Below are 3,161 nucleotides of genomic sequence, written 5' to 3' on the forward strand. Positions count from 1 at the left end.
GCCGAGCGCGACGTACCTGCCAGGGCCGTTCCAGGGCGCGGTGCGCGATGTCGACGGGGTCGGCAACGTCTACTTCATCCAGAACCTGATGGATGAGGCCAAGAGCCTGACCGATGCGACGTGGGGCTTTTCTGCCGTGGCTTTCGCCGCGCGGGAGACGCTGGTGTTCCTTGAGGCCGACAGGGCGAATGCGATCTGGTCCGACATTGACGGTGCGCTGTGATGACCAGCGCAACCTTTTCCCGGGCACCCGCCCGATCAGCAACGGGGGTATTCGTGGATCAGGCAGGCCTTTCGGCGGGCGAAGTGGGCGGCGTGTTTGCCGGGGTAGTGGCGGCGCTGGCGGCGCTGGGCAAAGGGCTGGCCTGGCTGCTCAACTGGCAGGGTGCGCGGTCTGATCGCAAGGCCGATCGGTTGCGGGTCTGGGAGGAATCGCTCGACCGGCGCGACAAGGAATACCGCCAGCAGCTCGAACACGATCTTGAGGAACTGCGCGCCGCGCACTTGGCCAATGCGACCGAGATTTCCGCGCTCCGCAACCGCTTCCGCGCGCTGCGCGGGGCGGCGCTCGAGCTGGTGATCGAGGTCCGGGCGATCTCTCCCGACAGCCCGGCCCTGAAACGCGCTGACGCCATGCTGCGTACCGCCTTCCCGGTCGAGGTCGTGCTGCCGGCTGACCTGACCGAGCTGGTCAACCAGCTGGGCGAGATTTGAAAGGACCCGCAATGTTCATCGACTTCAAGGACGACAAGCCGATCTTCGACGCGGTGCGCGTGGTGGGCGGCAAGTTCGACAGCCGCGACGTGCTGGCGATTCACGGCGCCATCGCGCAGGCCCGCGCGCTGCAGGCCGACAAGCCGATCTTCGACGTGGCGCGGCGGCTCGACGATGACGACGACGGACTGAGCCAAGCCGAGGTCGACACGATCAACGCGGGACTGGCAGCGGCGCGCGAGGGCGTTGTCCTGCCGCCCATCGCCACCGGCCGGCAGATCGGCGCAGCGGGGCTGGCGCTGATCAAGGAATTCGAGGGGCTTGAACTGAAAGCCTACCTCTGCCCGGCGAAGGTCTGGACGATCGGCTACGGCTCGACCGGGCCACACGTCACGCCCGGGCAGGTAATCACCGAGGCGCAGGCCGACGTGCTGCTGCAGAGCGATCTGGACCGGTTCGAGGATGCCGTCGCCAAGGCCGCGCCGGGGGCCACGCAGGCGCAGTTCGACGCGATGGTCAGCCTCGCCTTCAACATCGGCATCGGCGCGTTCGGCAAGTCGAGCGTGCTGCGTCTGCACAAGGCCGGCGATCACCGCGCCGCCGCGGAGGCGTTCGCGCTGTGGAACAAGGGCGGGGGCCGCGTGCTGCCCGGCCTGCAGCGCCGCCGGGCGAAGGAAGCGGATTTGTATCGGAGGGGCGTATGAGCATCTGGACGGCCCTCAAGGGCATCGGCGGCGAGTTCGAGGTTCAGCGCATCCTCGGCGCGGTCGGCACGCTGGTCTACACTGCTGTCGTCCCGCTGTTCGTTGCCACCGGCGTGATCGACAATGTCGGCGTGACCGAGTTCTGCCTCGCCTATCCGGGCGGGCTGGCGGCCTGCATCGGCGCGACGGCCGGCGCGATCGCGCTCAAGGACCGCTCGACCGCCACCTCGCGCGTGATCGGCGAGACCGGCGCTATTCCGACCAAGCCTCCTGCGGGGCCGCAGGTTCCTGATCTGGGAGAGGTGAAGCCATGACGCTGCTGATAACCCTGTTCGCCCGCTGGGGCCTGCCCGAGGGCTTGCGCCGCCCGCTCGCGCTGCTGACGGCCTTCGTTGCCGTGGCGGGGCTCTGCGCGCTGCTGTGGTCCTGCTGGCTGTCGTCGCACGATGCCGAGGTGATCGACGAACACGAAGCCGCAGTCACCGCGCAGGTGATCGAGGCCAGCGCCTCGGCGTCGATCGCGGCGGTGGAATCGGCAGCCGCGACCAAATCCAAGGTGGAGAAACAGAATGACGATGCTCGCAAAGCTGCTGACGGCTGCGCTGACGTGCTCAAGTGTGGCCTTGACCGGATGCGGGAACGAACGCGTTAGGCTGGTCCCGTTCCCGGCCGAGCTGACCACCTGCGCCGATGAACCGCAGGCCCCTGACCTGCCGGCGCAGTCCCCCGAAACCCAACGCGCCCGCGATGCGATGACGCTCGATTACATCCTCGCCCTGCGCTCAGCCTGGGGCGATTGCTTCGCCAAGGTCGCGGGCGTGAAGGCGTGGAACGCCGGGGTGGGGAAGTAGCAATTTGCGGAAAGTGCAATTTGCTCGGGCGCAGTCGTCAAGGTTTTCTTGACGACTGCCGCTCACACCTGATCGCCGAATAGCGATAGACCGCCTGCCCGGCAGCCACCATCGCGCAGGACAGATCCCGCGCCCCGGCCGAGCACCGCGCCAGCAGCCGCCCATAGCCATCGCGCCCGACTGTCCGGCAGATCACCACGCGCCCTGAAATCATCGCCGCCAGCGCGCGCTTGCTCGCCCAGCCATCCCCCTGAGTGCAGGTGCGCCCAGGCCGACAATGCCCCGGCATCTCGGGTGCATCTATCCCGACAAGCCGCACCGCCCCAAGGTTCCCACATCGCAACGTATCGCCATCAACGGCAACCGGCGAGGAACAGACAAGGGCAGCGGCGAGCCATGGCATGAGCGGCGGCATGGCGTATCAAACCACCGCGCGCAAGAATTGTGGCAACGCACAATTCCCCTTACCCGCTCCATCGTTAGCATACATCGCCCGGTTCTGGGTCGGTTCGCCGGTGGCCAGGGCGAGCATTTCTGTCAGTCTTCCGGTGACTTCGATGGTCACGCCTCGGCCTTCGGGGGCGGGGTTTATGGTGATTCGGTCGATCAGGCTAAGGCCGTCCATGCGGAAAGCGAAGTCGTTCGATGTTCCGGGAATGCGCTTCGGCGCGACTGCCTCCAATCTATCAGCCAGCGCGATCAGTTCTTCGTCGGTCATGGCTCCATATCCTCAACCTCAATGCCCGCGCGGCGCATGGCCTTCTCAATGCGGAGAATGCGGCGCTCGATCACAAGTAGGCGCTCATACTCAATTAGCTGGCCGGCGTGTTCCCCGTAGGCAACAGCACCGAGCAAGCCCGAGCCGATAGCGTTCATGTTTACAGCAGTGTAT

At 66.5% G+C, this 3,161-nt stretch carries 8 protein-coding genes; 6 read left to right on the forward strand and 2 right to left on the reverse strand.

The window, feature by feature from the left end; all coding sequences use genetic code 11:
- The 6 genes from RMO89_RS16875 to RMO89_RS16900 all read left to right on the forward strand — a co-directional run.
- On the forward strand, window positions 1–223 hold a 223-nt coding region (locus RMO89_RS16875), incomplete at its 5' end, for a hypothetical protein (protein WP_310534591.1).
- A 53-nt stretch (window positions 224–276) separates the two neighbouring features.
- Window positions 277–714 carry a hypothetical protein gene (locus RMO89_RS16880; RefSeq protein WP_310534592.1) on the forward strand — a complete coding sequence of 146 codons (438 nt, stop codon included), beginning with the start codon at window positions 277–279 and terminating at the stop codon, window positions 712–714.
- A gap of 11 nt (window positions 715–725) precedes the next feature.
- Window positions 726–1,418, forward strand: a complete 693-nt coding sequence (locus RMO89_RS16885; RefSeq protein ID WP_310534593.1) for a lysozyme — start codon at window positions 726–728, stop codon at window positions 1,416–1,418.
- Window positions 1,415–1,732, forward strand: coding sequence for a hypothetical protein (locus RMO89_RS16890; RefSeq protein ID WP_310534594.1), 318 nt, complete (start codon window positions 1,415–1,417; stop codon window positions 1,730–1,732). The genes RMO89_RS16885 and RMO89_RS16890 overlap by 4 nt, the downstream gene beginning before the upstream one ends.
- Window positions 1,729–2,070, forward strand: a complete 342-nt coding sequence (locus RMO89_RS16895) for a hypothetical protein (RefSeq protein WP_310534596.1) — start codon at window positions 1,729–1,731, stop codon at window positions 2,068–2,070. The genes RMO89_RS16890 and RMO89_RS16895 overlap by 4 nt, the downstream gene beginning before the upstream one ends.
- Complete coding sequence (locus RMO89_RS16900) at window positions 2,036–2,269, forward strand: hypothetical protein (protein ID WP_310534598.1); 234 nt, start codon at window positions 2,036–2,038, stop codon at window positions 2,267–2,269. Before RMO89_RS16895 ends, RMO89_RS16900 begins: the two co-directional genes overlap by 35 nt.
- 37 nt (window positions 2,270–2,306) lie before the next feature.
- On the opposite strand, the gene RMO89_RS16905 is transcribed toward RMO89_RS16900, so the two are convergent.
- Window positions 2,307–2,684 (reverse strand): thermonuclease family protein, encoded by a 378-nt coding sequence (locus RMO89_RS16905; RefSeq protein WP_310534600.1) that lies wholly within the window; start codon window positions 2,682–2,684, stop codon window positions 2,307–2,309.
- Between the two features lie 6 nt (window positions 2,685–2,690).
- Window positions 2,691–2,987, reverse strand: coding sequence for a hypothetical protein (locus tag RMO89_RS16910; RefSeq protein ID WP_310534602.1), 297 nt, complete (start codon window positions 2,985–2,987; stop codon window positions 2,691–2,693).
- Window positions 2,988–3,161 lie beyond the last annotated feature (174 nt).

Source organism: Novosphingobium sp. (genome assembly GCF_031424035.1).
Classification (GTDB): Bacteria; Pseudomonadota; Alphaproteobacteria; order Sphingomonadales; family Sphingomonadaceae; genus Novosphingobium.

Coding starts and splice junctions, on each gene's coding strand:
- RMO89_RS16885 (WP_310534593.1), top strand. CDS start 726: ATGTTCATCGACTTCAAGGACGACAAGCCGATCTTCGACGCGGTGCGC.
- RMO89_RS16890 (WP_310534594.1), top strand. CDS start 1,415: ATGAGCATCTGGACGGCCCTCAAGGGCATCGGCGGCGAGTTCGAGGTT.
- RMO89_RS16895 (WP_310534596.1), top strand. CDS start 1,729: ATGACGCTGCTGATAACCCTGTTCGCCCGCTGGGGCCTGCCCGAGGGC.
- RMO89_RS16905 (WP_310534600.1), bottom strand. CDS start 2,684: ATGCCGCCGCTCATGCCATGGCTCGCCGCTGCCCTTGTCTGTTCCTCG.
- RMO89_RS16910 (WP_310534602.1), bottom strand. CDS start 2,987: ATGACCGACGAAGAACTGATCGCGCTGGCTGATAGATTGGAGGCAGTC.